Genomic DNA, 13511 nt, shown 5'->3' on the forward strand with positions numbered 1-13511 from the left:
TGGGCACCGTCGAAGGTGCGATGTCACTCCTCTAAAAATAAAAAGGGATGCACATATGGATTTTTCTCAAGCAGTTACCGCTACCGATCAGGGCCGCCGGGGATTTCTGAAAAAATCGCTGGCGGTCTCGGCGACCGTTGCGGCCATTGGCGCATTGCCGCGTTTTTCCGTCGCCGAGCCGCTGACCCAGCGTTACCCCGACCCCTTGGTCAACGTGCTGGACGACAGCTTCATGGACCTGCGCATTTTCAATGCCAGCGTCGAAAGGCTCGCGACCGGCATGCGTTGGGCCGAAGGGCCGGTATGGGTGGGCGATGGTCGCTACCTGCTGGTCAGCGACATCCCCAACAACCGCATCATGCGCTGGGATGAGGTCACCGGCAGCCTGTCGGTGTACCGCGAGCACTCCAATTTCTCCAACGGCATGTGCCGTGATCGTCAGGGACGTCTGCTGGTCTGCGAAGGGTCATCGACCACCCAGGAAGGGCGACGCGTCACACGCACCGAATACAACGGACGCATCACCGTGCTGGCCGACAGTTTCGAAGGCAAGCCTTTCAATTCGCCGAACGACATCGTCTGCAAGCGCGACGGCTCGATCTGGTTCACCGATCCCATGTTCCAGGCCAACAGCGACTACGAAGGCCACAAGGTGCCGCAATCGCAGCCATTCGGTGTGTACCGCATTGATCCGGCCGACGGCAAGGTCAGCCGGGTGGCCGATGATCTGGCCGGGCCGAACGGCCTGTGTTTCGCGCCGGATGAGAAGACCTTATATGTCGTCGAAGGTCGCGCCAAACCCAATGGCATCATCTGGGCTGTCGCGGTCAATGATGACGGCACGCTGGGCGCGCGTCGCAAGCATGTCGAGGGTGTGGATTACGCCGCCATCGACGGCATAAAATGCGACGAGAACGGCAACCTGTGGTGTGGCTGGGGCGGCAACGGCAATCCGCAGGCCGACCTGGAAAAGCTCGACGGGGTGCGGGTGTTCAATCCGCAGGGCAAGGCCATCGGCCACATCACGCTTCCGGAACGTTGCGCCAATGTCTGTTTTGGCGGTCGGGAAGGCAATCGGCTGTTCATGGCGAGCAGCCATTCGCTGTACTCGGTGTTCGTCAATGCCCGAGGCGCGACCTTCGTCTGATGCGACGTCGAGGGTGCAGAGCGATTCATTTCGCGCTGCACCTCAATTGCTTCGAACCCCTGGAGTGGTCACGGGTCTGTTCGTGTATCACTCTTTTCAGGGAAGGTCCTTATGTCTGCGCAACGCAGCCTTGTCATGCTTGCACGAGGCGGTTACGCCGCTCGTGGTGTTGTCTATCTGATCATCGGTCTGTTTGCCGTGCTGGCGGCGCAGGGTTCTTCACAGCCCGCAGACAGTCACAGCAGCCTCGAGGCCTTGTTGAGTCAGCCGTTCGGTAACGTACTGGTCGGCATTGTTGTTTTCGGACTGCTCGCATTCGCCGCCTGGCGTGTGCTGCAAGCGACCCGCGATGTCGATCATCATGGGCGCGAACTCAAGGGGCTGGTGATTCGTGGCGGTCTGCTGGTTGGCGGTTTCACCTATGGCGCACTGGCGTTCTTCGCTGCGGGCCTTTTGATCAGCGGTCTGAAAAGTTCAGGCGGCTCAGGCGGTGGTCAGACGCAGGATCTGCTGCAGTCGATCCTGTCCTGGGACCACTCCAACCTGCTCGTTTACGTTGTGGCGCTGGTGCCGCTGGCACTGGGCATCGTGCACATCATCAAGGGCTACAAGGCGTCGTTCGAAAAATACTTTGAGGCTGACGAAGACGTCATGCGCTACGTGCGTCCTGTCTCGCGCTTCGGTCTGATTGCGCGGGGAGTGGCGTTCATCGAGATCGCGGTATTGCTTGCCGTGAGCGGTTCCAGCTACCAGGCCATGCATCCGCCAGGCATGAAAGATGCGCTCAACGGTTTGCAGGATCTTCCGGCAGGCGGTCTGGTGCTGCTGATCGTGGCGCTCGGGCTGATTGCATTTTCGGTATACAGTTTTGCCCAGGCGGCGTGGCGTCGCATCAACATGGATGTACCCGATGCGCCTGAAGCGGTCGCGCGACATTTCCGCTGATCTTCATCAGGACAGTGCCTGAGGCGACGTCAGGCACTGCCCGAGCAACATGAAATAGTGTGAACCCTGCCTCAAGTCGCCTATTCCCCAGCCGACACCCTTTTTTGAGCTCCGACTCATTTGCACGCTGACGCCCCGGTGTCACCGTGCATTGCACCCGGCGCACCATAAAAACAAAAGAGGACAGCCATGACCATTCTTCAGCGAGTGATTGGTGGGTTTGCCGTGCTGGTGGTGCTGTTACTCGCCATGGTGAGTATCAGCTATCAGAGCACCCATTCGATAAGCGACCGTCTGACCGTGATCACGGGGCAATCGGCACCGTTGAGCCGCGCAGCGAGCGAGCTGTACGTGCATGTTTTGCGCGCCAACCAGGCGCTGTTGGGCGTGCTGGTCAGCAATGATCCGAAGCAGATCGATGACGGCAAGCAGCCGTTCAACGACAGCATGGCGCGTTTCAATCAGTTGCTCGACAGCACGTCTGCCTATATCGGCGACCGCGCCGCGCTGCGGGACAACCTGACACAGGAGCGGCAGCTCAGCGCGGCCTATGCCGAGCAGGCGCAGACCCTGATCGCCAGCCACCGTCAACACGTCATCCAGATGTTGCAGGCCCGCGTCCTGCAGGGTTACAGCAGCAGTCAGGGCGTCCAGTTGACCAGTTACCTGCGTGACTATATAGCCCGCGAGCGCAACACCGGTTCTGCCGACAACGTCGCCGCGGCCGAGAAGTTGCTGCTGGAAGTGGGCAAGTCCTACGAAGGTCTGGCCGCGCACGCTGCGACGCCTGATATGCAAACCTTGCAGCGCCTGCTCAATCTGCAGGACGAAGTGATCAGCACCCGCGCTCGCGAACTGACCGCTGTCGACCCTCGCGCCGGGCGTATTGCCGGGGTGATGGTCAACCGTCTGCTCAATGATCTGACCGGTGCTGACGGCGTCTATCAGGCCTACCGTCAGGAAGCGGCGCTGGCTGATCAGGTCGGCAAACAGCGTCAGGCCGCCGAAGCACGCCTTCAAGCCACGCTGGACAAGATCGGCGAGTTCGGCAACCAGTCGCTGGCGGTTGCCAACGAGGCCAAGGAGGGCGCCGACTCGACGATCGCCACCAGCCTGAGCCTGCTGCTCGTCGCCTGCATGCTGGCGGTACTGGCAGCGGTCGTGATCGGGATCTGGGTGGCCTTCAGTCTGCGTCGCCCGCTGGCTGCGTTCCGTGAGGTGCTGAAAACCCTGAGCACAGGTGACATGCGCGTGCGCTTCGATGTCAGCCGCAAGGATGAGTTCGGCGAGCTGGGTGGCTATCTGAACGAGTTCACCCAGTCCCTGCAACAAACCTTCCGCGAGCTGATCGGCTCGGCCGATACATTGGCGCTGACCGCCAGCAACAATGCGCAGATCAGCGAGCGGACCACGCGGGTGGTCGATGAACAGAAGGATCGCCTGCATTCGGCCGCTTCGGCCATGAACGAGATGGAAAGCACAGTCGAGGAAGTCGCCCGGCGTGCTCAGGACACCCGTAGCGCAGTGGACAGCACCAGCGAGCTGACCGAAAAGGTTCAGCAGCGTGTGGCTGAAACCATCGTCAACATTCGCCAACAGGCTGAGCAGGTCAACAAAGCGTCGGCGGTGACCGACGAGTTGCAGAAGTACGGCCAGAACATCGACGGTATTGTCGATGCGATTCGTACCATCGCCGAGCAGACCAACCTGCTGGCCCTCAACGCCGCCATTGAGGCTGCACGTGCGGGCGAGCAGGGTCGAGGGTTTGCGGTGGTGGCCGATGAAGTCAGATCGCTTGCCAGTCGCACCCAGACGTCCACCAGCGAAATCCAGGAAATGATCGGTCAGATGCAGAGCAAGATTCATTCTGCGGTGCAGGTCATGAACGAAAGCCAGATCCAGTCCAATCACTGCGTCACGCTGGCGTCCGGCGCGGATGAGCTGTTGCAGGAAATGGGCGAGGCGGTAGGCACCATCCGTGACATGAACATCCAGATTGCCGCCGCTACCGAAGAGCAGAGCGCCACGGTGCAGGAAACCAGTCGCATGGTCACGCACATCAACGACTCTGCCCAACAGGCCGCTGACGGTGCCGAACAGTCGGCCAGCAGCAGCCAGGACCTGTCGAAAATGGCCAGGGATCAGCGTGAGCTGCTCCATCATTTCAGCGTTTGATGCCCGGGAGTCAGAACATGAAGCAATGGTTAACGATTTCTCTGGGTGCCAGCCTGCTGGCCGCCAGTCTGGCCTACGCCAGCACCCCTTTGGTCGGCGTCGGCATGGCCAAGTACAACGACAACTTTCAGACCATCCTGCGCCACGGTGTGGAGAAGCAGATTGCAGTGCTAGACGCCGATATCTTCATGGAGAACGGCCAGGACAATGTGGAGTTGCAGATGCGCCAGTTCCGTAATCTGGTTAGCTCCAGAGTCGACGCCATTGTCGTCGCGATGGTCAGCGGCAAAAGCGCGCCGGAGATGATGCGTCTGGCCAACGAGGCAAAGATTCCGCTGGTGTTCGTCAATCGCAATCCCGAGCCCGCCAAGTGGCCGCCGCAGACGGCGTTCGTCGGTTCAGACGAACTGGAATCCGGCACGCTGCAGGCGGAAGAGCTTGCACGGCGTGCCAACTACAAGGGCAACGTGGTGATTCTGGTGGGTGACCCCAGCAACAAATCGTCGGTCATGCGCACTGAAGACGTGGAAAAGGTGGTCTCCAAATACCCGAACATGAAGGTCGTGCAGAAGAAAATCGGTAACTGGGAACGCAGCCAGGCCGCGACCATCGTCATCGACTGGGTCAAGCAGGGTGTGGACTTTTCGATCATTGCTGCCAACAACGACGAAATGGCCATCGGCGCAATTATGGGGCTGGAAAAGGCTGGCAAGAACGCGAGTGACTATCTGGTGGGCGGCATTGATGGCACCCCTGACGGACTGAAGCTGATGGCCGAGGGCAAGCTGGCGGTGAGTGTGTTTCAGGATGCGGTCGGTCAGGCCAACGGTGCCGTGGACGCGGCATTGAGCATGGCGCGAGGCGAAACGCTGGCGTCTCCGGTGATCTGGGTACCGTTCAAGCTGATTACCCCGGAAAACCGCCAGCAGTTCGAGTAATGCACGAGCAGGGCGTCCGACTGTTACTTACAGTCGGATGTCCTGTGGTCCGCGAATCTGCGCCTCGATGCGGGTACCTGTCAGACGCTCCTCGTTGGAGAAACCGTCATAGTCCGCGAGTTTGCCGAAGTTGATGCCGGTGAGCTTTTCGATCTGCGCCACACTGCGTTGCCAGGTCTTGAGCTGGCCGAACACGATGCTCAAGTCGCCCAGTTCGCGGCTCTGATCGATCATATAAGCGCTGGCAGAAGGCTTGCCGTCGTCGCCTAGAAACGCCACGACCTTCCAGAAAGCCGAAGGGATTTTGACGTTACGGTAGCTGCGGTCGTCATCGCGCAGGATGGGGCCGCTGAACACAGTCACCCGAGATTTCCAGCGGCGGGTGCTATCAAGAATGTAGTCCTCCAGCTCCAGCCAGGTCTTCTGGTTGAACGCGCTCATCTGTGGTGAGCAGTTGGTGAAATGGAAGGTGTCGGCATTGGCGGTTTGCGCGTCCTTGCCCCAGTTCGGGTCCTGCCGCCGAACCAGATGCCCGCGGTCCAACAGGTTGCTGGCATACAGGCTCTCGCCAATCTGCGCATCGGCAGGCAGTCGGCCGTCGTATGACCACGCGTCGTTGCTGCGCTTCACCTCCACACTGCTTTCGCCATCAATGTTCACGCCCACGTAAAGCGCCAGACGGCGACTGCGCGACATGGTGATGGAGAAGTGCATGTAGTCCAGGCGGTCCCCGGCGTTCTTCAGGGGATAGACGTCGGCGGCCAGTTCAGTGTCCGGCACGGGCCAGGGCACAACGAAGTCGCCCAGAAAATTCTCCGCATAACCTTTGCGCGACTTCAGATCGCTGGCAGGTGTGGTGCGTGGGGCCACCAACGGCTCGGCCTGGGGTGCGAGCAGTCCGGCGGGCGGGTTGAGTGGGGTGAGGTCGGCGAGGCGAGGGCGATAGGTCAGATCGGCTTTCAAGGTCTTGTCAGGCACTGCGCGTGCTCCTGCGGTGGGCGTGGATTGCGTTCAGTTCACCATAGACCCATGACAGCGCTGCGTCAGGTTGCGCTTGGCTGGACGCAATTGCCGACTGCCGCCAATCACCGCAATCCTCGTCATTCTTATCCGATAATCGCCCGGTTTTATGCGCAAGTTTGCGACGTATCCCTACCAAGAAAACATTTATTCGGCACGGATCGTCGCTTTTGGCTGCTATTCGAGGATGAAGCTCGCTGAAATCGGGATTCGATCCACCGCACCCCAATCAAAAACACATTGACGTTATTAACCGGCTGGTACATTTTTACTGCATATCCGCCTGTGCCGTTCCAGGCAGGAACACAATAAAAACAATCGAGGCACACCGTCATGCTCCAGGGATTGATCCTTTCCGTTTTACCTTCACCCGTCGTTAACGGTCGATGCCGATATTCAGGCATTGGCTGGATACGCTCGCAGTAGTTGTCCGATTCGCCCATCCGCTTCAGCGCAGATCCGTCACATGGCGCCCCTTTCACGTAGGGCTTTCAGGGTGTCTGGCTGCTGCGCTGGCTCTTGTGCATCTGCGAGGTCTGGCCAATGACGAAAATCGTCGATCTGTATTTCAAGCTGCTCAAACTGTTGATCGTGCTGTGCATGGTGGCCATGGTTGTGCTGGTGTTCGGCAACGTCGTGCTGCGTTATGCATTCAACTCCGGCATCAGCGTGTCGGAAGAGCTCTCACGCTGGTTCTTCGTGTGGATGATCTTCCTCGGCGCGCTGGTGGCCATGAAAGAGCGAGGCCACCTGGGCCTCGACAGCCTGGTCAAACGCTTGCCACCGATGGGCAGGCGCATCTGCCTGATCGCCAGCCAACTGCTGATGCTCTACATCTGCTGGCTGATTTCCAGCGGCAGTTGGCAGCAGGCTGTGATCAACCTGCATGTGGTGGCGCCTGCGTCCGGATTCTCGATGGCGGTGTTCTACGCTGCGGGCCTGGTGTTTGGAGTCAGTGCTGCCGCGATCCTGTTGTATCAGTTGTATCTGGCGCTCAGTGGTCGGCTGGATGAGGAGGCGCTGGTCATGGTTCGGGAAAACGAAGCCGACACGGTCGTCAAATCCGATGCACCTGCTGCCACGCGGAGTAATCGACCATGACCCTGATGATCTTTCTCGGATCGCTGCTGGGCAGTATGGCGCTGGGTATTCCGATTGCGTTCGCGCTGCTGCTGGTCAGCGTTGCGTTGATGCTGCATCTGGACCTGTTCGATGCGCAGATCATTGCCCAGAACCTGCTCAATGGCGCTGACAGCTTTCCGTTGATGGCCGTGCCGTTCTTCATGCTGGCTGGCGAGGTGATGAACGCCGGAGGTTTGTCCAAACGTATCGTCAATATCGCCATGGCGTTGGTCGGGCACAAGCGCGGCGGGCTGGGTTACGTGGCGATCATTGCCTCCTGTCTGCTGGCTTCGCTGTCGGGTTCGGCGGTGGCCGATGCTGCCGCACTGGCCGCGTTGCTGGTGCCGATGATGGTCCATGCCGGGCACAATCGTTCGCATTCGGCGGGCCTGATTGCGGCAGGCGGCATCATTGCGCCGATCATTCCACCGAGCATCGGCTTCATTGTGTTCGGTGTCGCGTCCGGTGTCTCGATCTCGAAGCTGTTTCTGGCCGGGATCGTTCCGGGGTTGATGCTCGGTGTGGCGCTGGCGGTCGCCTGGTGGTTCGTCTCGCGCAGCGAAAACGTCGAACCGCCACCCAAGCGCAGCGGCAAGGAAATCCTGCGCACGCTGGTGGATGGTTCATGGGCTCTGGGCTTGCCGCTGATCATCGTCTTCGGCCTGAAGTTCGGTATTTTCACACCGACTGAGGCGGCCGTGGTTGCAGCGGTTTATGCCTTGTTCGTGTCGCTGGTGATCTACCGCGAGCTGAAGATCAATCAACTGTTCGAACTGGTGCTGTCGTCCGCCAAGACCACTTCGGTGGTGATGTTGCTGGTCGCTGCGGCCATGGTTTCGTCGTGGCTGGTGACTATCGCCGAGCTGCCTGACCAGTTGGCGGCGTTGCTCGAGCCGTTCATGGACAACCCGACCCTGCTGCTGATGGTGATCATGCTGCTGGTGATTCTGGTTGGCACCGTGATGGATATGACACCGACCATTCTGATTCTGACGCCGGTTCTGATGCCTGCAGTGACCATGGCCGGTATCGACCCCGTGTATTTCGGCGTGCTGTTTCTGATCAATACTGCCATCGGCCTGATCACGCCGCCCGTGGGGACGGTGCTCAACGTGGTGTGCGGCGTCTCGAAGATCAGCATGGACGAGATCATCCGAGGCGTCTGGCCGTTCATGCTGGCGCAGTTCGTTGTGCTGTTTTTATTGGTGCTGTTCCCGCAACTGGTCCTGGTCCCCCTGAGTTTCCTGACCCGTTGATGAGGTGACAGACGTCGCAGGCTATCAACCACTCCATTTCCAATAACAAGACCGGAGAATGACATGCAGAAACTGATGAAAACCCTTTTGGCCGGAGCCTGTGCCACCAGCCTGTTGCTGGCGAGTGTGGCCAGTCATGCGGCAGAGATTCGCGAGCGCACGCTGCGGTTCGCCTTCCAGAACGTCAAGGAACATCCGCAAGGGCAGGGTGCACAGAAGTTTGCCGATCTGCTGAGTGAAAGCAGTGGCGGCAAGATCAAGGTACGGCTGTTTCCTGGCGGCACGCTGGGCGGCGATGTGCAGACGGTGTCAGCCTTGCAGGGCGGCACGCTCGACATCACGGTGCTCAACTCCGGAATTCTCGCCGCTCAGGCGCCCGACTTCGCGATGCTCGACTTTCCATTTCTGTTCAACGACGTGAAGGAAGCGCATGCCGTCATTGACGGCCCGGTCGGCCAGAAACTCTCCGCGCAACTCGACAGCAAGGGGTTGGTCGCCCTGGGCTATTGGGACCTGGGTTTTCGCAATGTGACCAACAGCAAGCACCCGATCACCCGCCTGGAGGACATGCAAGGCCTGAAGATCCGCGTCATTCAGTCGCCGATCTACCTGAAAACCTTCTCGGCGCTCGGCGCCAACCCGGTGCCGATGGCGTTTCCCGAGGTCTACACCGGCCTTGAGCAGCACACCATCGACGGTCAGGAGAACCCTTACACGGTGATTGAAGGGAGCAAGTTCTTCGAGGTGCAGAAATACCTGTCGGCGACCGGGCACATCTTCAACCCGCAGTCGCTGATCATGAGTCAGAAAACCTGGAATCGCCTGAACGACGATGAGAAAGCGTTGATTCGCGATGCCGCCGCCAAGGCGCAGGTCTTCCAGCGTGAAGTGACGGCCGAAAGCATGGACAAGGCCCGGGCCAATCTGGAGAAACAGATTGCGGTCAACGACATTTCTCCCGCCGAGAAAGACCGTTTTCGTGAGCGCGTAAAAACTGTCATCGACGAGTTTTCCCAGCAACTGGATGCCGGCCTGGTGAAGATGATGTACGACGAAATCGCCAAAGCGCGTGCATCGCAGTAAAGAAGCGAGGCTGCACCCTTCGCCGCGTCAGAACCCGTCCTGCGGGCCTGACGCTGCTCTCTCGACACCTTCTTTTCGATTTAAACCGGTAACCCCGCGAAAATAGTCTTAAATATCCGTGAACAGGCGTCGATAAGCTTTGCATAAGAGTAGTCCGCAGCTCGCGTTATTTCATTGACCGCAGGGGAGCTTCAGGATGTCGATCAAACTTCGTTTGTTCTTGTTGATAGGCACCGGGGTAGTGGCTGTGTTGATCATCAGTCTGGTCAGTTATCTGGGCAACAACCGGATGGCGGCCGCGATGACCGATAACGAGGTCAGCATGACTGCGCTGAGCAATCATCTGCAGGCCGACATGATGCACGACGCCCTGCGCGCCGATGTGCTCTCGGCGATGCTGGTCGGGCTGGGCAAGAGTGAGACCACCCGTGAAGAGGTGCTGGCGTCCCTCAGCGAGCACGCCACGCAATTCCGCAAAGTCCTGAGTAACAATCTGCAGTTGCCCATCAGCGACACCCTCAAGGCCGAACTGAACAAGGTCAAACCGAGCCTCGATGCCTACATCAGCGCAGGCGAGCGGATTGTCGGCCTGGCGCTGGACAGCCCTGACCGTGCCCAGCAGGACCTGAGTACATTTTCTGCCGCCTTTACTCAGCTTGAAGGCCAGATGTCCACGTTGAGCGACTTGATCGAAGACAACTCGAAAGCCAGCGGTGAAGTCACCCGCGATGCCATCAGCACCGCCAATATCACGCTCGGCGTGGTTCTGGTCATCAGCCTGTTGCTGCTGTTGGCCCAAGGGTATTGGGTGACTCGCAGCATCATGATCCCTTTGCGATCTGCCAGCCGTATCGCTGACAGCATTGCGCATGGCGACCTCAGCGAGCCAATTGCCGAGCCGAGCAGCCGTGATGAAGCCAGCGCGCTGATTCGCAGCCTTGCCGTCATGCAGCGCGATCTGCGCGGCATGATCGAAGTGGTGCGTGGCAATGCCCATGGCGTCAGCGGCATGAGCGGGCAATTGAGCAGCGGCTGTCACGCTGTGGCGGGCAGCAGCCAGCAGCAAAGCTCGGCAGCTGCGACCATGTCGGCGGCCGCCAGCGAAATGACCGCCAGCATCGAAGAAGTCACGCGTCATGCCGAACAGGCAAGGGAGATGGCCAATCAGGCCGAGGCGCTGGCCAAGAACGGCGGACGGGTGATCCATCAGGTGGTCAGCGACATGGACGGCATTGCCCGTTCTGCCCAGCAATCGGCGCAGGTAATCCGCACGCTCGACAAGGAATCGGAAGCCATTTTCAACATCATTCAGGTGATCAAGAGCATTGCCGACCAGACCAACCTGCTGGCGCTCAACGCGGCCATCGAGGCGGCACGTGCCGGTGAACAGGGCCGTGGCTTTGCCGTGGTGGCCGACGAGGTGCGCAGCCTGGCAGGTCGTACCAGCGCATCGACCCAGGAAATCACCGGCATGGTCGCCCGCATTCAACAAAGCACCCGCGAGGCGGTGACCAGCATGGAAGCCGGGGTGGTGCAGGTCGACAAAGGCATGGTGGTGACCGCCGAGGTCCAGCAAGCCATCCGGGATATTCTTGATGCCACGCTGAGCACCACGCATCTGGTCAACGACATCACCCGCACGATTGGCGAACAGAGTCTGGCCAGCAATGAAATTGCTCATCAGGTGGAGATGATCGCCAGCATGTCCGAGGACAACAGCCGGGTCATCGGCCAGACGGCGGCCACCACCGACGAGTTGTCCGCGCTGGCAGTCCAGCTCTCGCGTTCAGTGGACCGGTTTCGGCTTTGATATCTATAAGCCATTATCTGGCGTAATCTCCCGATCCGCCCACTCTGTGCTTTTTTGCCGGTAGTCGAGCCTGATCGGGACACCGTCCAGTGTTCTGATCGCTCCGGTCATTAAAGCTTTTGCACTAACAGACGTTAACCATCCAAACGGATTACCTTCCGCGCCCAGGAGCTGCTGCATGCAAACGTTAAAGGCTTTGTACGAGTCGGTCGAAAAGCAGTTTTTCAACACCTTGACCAAAAAGCTCTCAAGCCTTTTTCTGCTGGTTGTCGTCAGTGCGCTGCTGTATTGGGTGGCGCTGTCCGTTCATGCCGACATCGTGACGTTGTTGCGCAGTGCGCAACTGGAAGCCGGTGTACTGACGCGCATTGAAGGCAGGCTGGATGCGCTGAGCAACGCCATTCTGATCAGCACCCTGTTCACGCTGGGCATGGTCGGTTTCATGGTCTGGTACCTGCGCCATCTCATTGTGCGGCCTGTGATGTTCATGACCGGTGCGCTGGAAGAAATCGCCAACGGCGAGGGCGATCTGTCCAAGGATCTGCCATTGCTGACCCACGACGAAATCCGCGTGCTGGCCAGCACCTGCAACCGCTTCCTGGCCAAGCAGCGCGAAGTGATCAGCAGCATTCAGGCACTGACCGTGCAGATCGCGGTCGAGTCGGCGCGCTCGCTCAAGAACATCAGTGATTCCAGCGACAGCGCAACCGATCAGGCGCGTTTTGCCAAGGAGGTCATGGATCAGAGCAACATGGCGGTAGGCAGCATCGAGGACGTGTCGCAGCAGACTCAAGGCATTTCCAGCACCACTGCCCAGAACCTGAGCATGGCGCGCGGCTCCTATTCCGAACTGCTGGAAGTGACCGGCAACATCAGCCAGATATCCAGCAGCCTCAACGAGTTCGGCGTGCTGGTATCTGCCTTGAATCAGCGCTCGTCGAGCATCAAGTCCATCGTCGGCCTGATCCAGAAGATTTCTTCGCAGACCAACCTGCTGGCCCTCAACGCGGCCATCGAAGCGGCACGTGCCGGCGAAAGCGGCCGCGGCTTTGCCGTGGTGGCCGACGAGGTGCGCACCCTGGCGCAGAACGTCAGCAAAGCCACGGACGATATCTCGCAGAATATTGATGCGATGCTCCTGGAAGTCAGCTCGACCTACGAGCAGACCACTCAGATCAGTCAGAGCGCACGTGAAACGCAATTGGTCGTGGAGCGTGCGTCGGGTCATTTCGAAAGCATGATCGTCGACTTCGAGTCGACCAATGGCAAGCTTGCCGACATTGCGTCCCATATCCAGCAGTTCGCCACGACCAACACGGGCATCAACGACCGGGTCACGCGTATCTATGCGGACAGCCAGGCCATCGACCAGCGCATGCAGCATTCAGCGACGGCCACCCGCGACCTGTCCGGTGTTGCCGAGCGCGTGCAGGCGTTGCTGGGACGTTTCGTGCTCGGGCACGGTGAGCTGGATGCTGCAATCACGCGGGCCAGTCAGTGCCGCGATACCTTGCAGGCGCGGCTTGCGGTGCTGCACAAGGAGGGCGTCAATCTGTTCGATCACGACTACAAATTGATTCCCGGCACCGATCCCAAGCAATACATGACCAGTTACACCGAGCGATTCGCGCAGATCTGCCAGGAGGAGTGCGACAAGCTGACCAAGGGCACCCGAGGCGGCAAGGTCTCGTTCATTGTCGATAGCAAGGGTTATTGCCCGGTCAACAACAGCTGGGTTTCACAGAAACCGACCGGCAATCGCGCTGTTGACTTGCCGGTATGTCGCAACAAACGGATGTTCTCTGACCCGGTCGGCCTGCGAGCGGCAAGCAATAAACAGCGCTTCCTGCTGCAGACCTACCTGCGCGATACCGGTGAAATCATGACCGAGATCGATGTACCGTTCTTCTTCGACGGCCGTCATTGGGGCAACCTGCGGATGGGCTTCGACGCGGCGCAGTTGCTGGGCCGCTGAGACGTCGGGTGACTTCCGTCGGTCTTGCGAATACCGACGG

Annotated in this window: 10 protein-coding genes and 1 pseudogene; 10 read left to right on the forward strand and 1 reads right to left on the reverse strand. The window is 59.4% G+C overall.

The features are described 5' to 3' along the window. Positions 1 to 55 precede the first annotated feature (55 nt). The 4 genes from KDX39_RS01010 to KDX39_RS01025 all read left to right on the forward strand — a co-directional run bounded on the left by KDX39_RS01010 (position 56) and on the right by KDX39_RS01025 (position 5205). Positions 56 to 1147: an SMP-30/gluconolactonase/LRE family protein gene (locus KDX39_RS01010; protein WP_231658892.1), complete on the forward strand. Its 1092-nt coding sequence runs from the start codon at positions 56 to 58 to the stop codon at positions 1145 to 1147. Between the two features lie 111 nt (positions 1148 to 1258). Beyond that, entirely contained in the window at positions 1259 to 2092 is an 834-nt protein-coding gene (locus KDX39_RS01015; RefSeq protein WP_231658893.1) for a DUF1206 domain-containing protein, read from the forward strand. A 189-nt stretch (positions 2093 to 2281) separates the two neighbouring features. Next, on the forward strand, positions 2282 to 4267 hold the full coding sequence (locus KDX39_RS01020) for a methyl-accepting chemotaxis protein (protein ID WP_231658894.1): 1986 nt from the start codon (positions 2282 to 2284) through the stop codon (positions 4265 to 4267). A 17-nt stretch (positions 4268 to 4284) separates the two neighbouring features. Beyond that, positions 4285 to 5205, forward strand: coding sequence for a substrate-binding domain-containing protein (locus KDX39_RS01025; RefSeq protein WP_231658895.1), 921 nt, complete (start codon positions 4285 to 4287; stop codon positions 5203 to 5205). 27 nt (positions 5206 to 5232) lie between these two features. Here the strand turns inward: KDX39_RS01025 and KDX39_RS01030 are convergent, their stop codons facing one another. After that, positions 5233 to 6183 carry a DNA/RNA non-specific endonuclease gene (locus tag KDX39_RS01030; RefSeq protein ID WP_231658896.1) on the reverse strand — a complete coding sequence of 317 codons (951 nt, stop codon included), beginning with the start codon at positions 6181 to 6183 and terminating at the stop codon, positions 5233 to 5235. 585 nt (positions 6184 to 6768) lie between these two features. Between KDX39_RS01030 and KDX39_RS01035 the strand changes: the two genes are divergently transcribed. The 6 genes and pseudogenes from KDX39_RS01035 to KDX39_RS01055 all read left to right on the forward strand — a co-directional run bounded on the left by KDX39_RS01035 (position 6769) and on the right by KDX39_RS01055 (position 13471). Next, complete coding sequence (locus KDX39_RS01035) at positions 6769 to 7326, forward strand: TRAP transporter small permease (protein ID WP_231658897.1); 558 nt, start codon at positions 6769 to 6771, stop codon at positions 7324 to 7326. Continuing rightward, on the forward strand, positions 7323 to 8603 hold the full coding sequence (locus KDX39_RS01040) for a TRAP transporter large permease subunit (protein WP_231658898.1): 1281 nt from the start codon (positions 7323 to 7325) through the stop codon (positions 8601 to 8603). Before KDX39_RS01035 ends, KDX39_RS01040 begins: the two co-directional genes overlap by 4 nt. A 63-nt stretch (positions 8604 to 8666) precedes the next feature. Continuing rightward, a complete protein-coding gene (locus tag KDX39_RS01045) occupies positions 8667 to 9686 on the forward strand; it encodes a TRAP transporter substrate-binding protein (RefSeq protein ID WP_231658899.1) in 1020 nt (339 codons plus the stop codon). A 196-nt stretch (positions 9687 to 9882) separates the two neighbouring features. Then, a pseudogene (locus KDX39_RS26490) lies at positions 9883 to 10638 on the forward strand (MCP four helix bundle domain-containing protein); the annotation flags it as partial. A gap of 132 nt (positions 10639 to 10770) precedes the next feature. Next, positions 10771 to 11496 carry a methyl-accepting chemotaxis protein gene (locus KDX39_RS26495; RefSeq protein ID WP_371321823.1) on the forward strand — a complete coding sequence of 242 codons (726 nt, stop codon included), beginning with the start codon at positions 10771 to 10773 and terminating at the stop codon, positions 11494 to 11496. 178 nt (positions 11497 to 11674) lie between these two features. Continuing rightward, complete coding sequence (locus tag KDX39_RS01055; protein ID WP_231658901.1) at positions 11675 to 13471, forward strand: methyl-accepting chemotaxis protein; 1797 nt, start codon at positions 11675 to 11677, stop codon at positions 13469 to 13471. The last annotated feature ends 40 nt before the right edge of the window (positions 13472 to 13511 follow it).

Source organism: Pseudomonas sp. CDFA 610, from assembly GCF_021147865.1.
GTDB lineage: Bacteria > Pseudomonadota > Gammaproteobacteria > Pseudomonadales > Pseudomonadaceae > Aquipseudomonas > Aquipseudomonas alliivorans.

Coding starts and splice junctions, on each gene's coding strand:
- KDX39_RS26495 (WP_371321823.1), top strand. CDS start 10,771: ATGTCGGCGGCCGCCAGCGAAATGACCGCCAGCATCGAAGAAGTCACG.
- KDX39_RS01040 (WP_231658898.1), top strand. CDS start 7,323: ATGACCCTGATGATCTTTCTCGGATCGCTGCTGGGCAGTATGGCGCTG.
- KDX39_RS01045 (WP_231658899.1), top strand. CDS start 8,667: ATGCAGAAACTGATGAAAACCCTTTTGGCCGGAGCCTGTGCCACCAGC.
- KDX39_RS01055 (WP_231658901.1), top strand. CDS start 11,675: ATGCAAACGTTAAAGGCTTTGTACGAGTCGGTCGAAAAGCAGTTTTTC.
- KDX39_RS01015 (WP_231658893.1), top strand. CDS start 1,259: ATGTCTGCGCAACGCAGCCTTGTCATGCTTGCACGAGGCGGTTACGCC.
- KDX39_RS01010 (WP_231658892.1), top strand. CDS start 56: ATGGATTTTTCTCAAGCAGTTACCGCTACCGATCAGGGCCGCCGGGGA.
- KDX39_RS01020 (WP_231658894.1), top strand. CDS start 2,282: ATGACCATTCTTCAGCGAGTGATTGGTGGGTTTGCCGTGCTGGTGGTG.
- KDX39_RS01025 (WP_231658895.1), top strand. CDS start 4,285: ATGAAGCAATGGTTAACGATTTCTCTGGGTGCCAGCCTGCTGGCCGCC.
- KDX39_RS01035 (WP_231658897.1), top strand. CDS start 6,769: ATGACGAAAATCGTCGATCTGTATTTCAAGCTGCTCAAACTGTTGATC.